Raw genomic sequence first — 623 nt, 5'->3', positions numbered from 1 at the left:
GACGCCAACATCGGCCGTGACGCCATCCGCGCTCTGATGGAGGCTGTTGATGCCTACATCCCGACGCCGGACCGTCCGATCGACATGCCGTTCCTGATGCCGATCGAAGACGTGTTCTCGATCTCTGGCCGTGGCACCGTGGTGACCGGCCGTGTTGAGCGCGGCATCGTGAAGGTGGGTGAGGAAGTCGAGATCGTCGGCATCCGCGACACCAAGAAGACGACCGTGACCGGCGTTGAAATGTTCCGCAAGCTTCTGGACCAGGGCCAGGCAGGCGACAACATTGGCGCGCTGATCCGTGGCGTTGGCCGTGAGGACGTTGAGCGTGGTCAGGTTCTGTGCAAGCCGGGTTCGGTTAAGCCGCACAAGAAGTTCAAGGCCGAAGCCTACATCCTGACGAAGGAAGAAGGCGGCCGTCATACGCCGTTCTTCACGAACTACCGTCCGCAGTTCTACTTCCGCACGACGGACGTGACGGGCATCGTTGAACTGCCGGAAGGCACGGAAATGGTGATGCCGGGCGACAACATCTCGGTCGTCGTGACGCTGATCGTTCCGATCGCCATGGAAGACGGCCTGCGCTTCGCTATCCGCGAAGGTGGCCGTACCGTCGGCGCCGGCGT

1 protein-coding gene is annotated in these 623 nt (G+C 62.1%); it reads left to right on the top strand.

Annotated features, from left to right (window positions below; all coding sequences use genetic code 11):
- Window positions 1-623, top strand: a 623-nt coding sequence (locus V6L75_RS20975; RefSeq protein ID WP_334253400.1) for an EF-Tu C-terminal domain-related protein, incomplete at both ends; no start/stop codon positions are given.

This window comes from Pannonibacter anstelovis, assembly GCF_036881715.1.
In the GTDB taxonomy this organism is placed as follows: Bacteria; Pseudomonadota; Alphaproteobacteria; order Rhizobiales; family Stappiaceae; genus Pannonibacter; species Pannonibacter anstelovis.
This window is presented reverse-complemented; position numbering and strand designations above follow the sequence as displayed.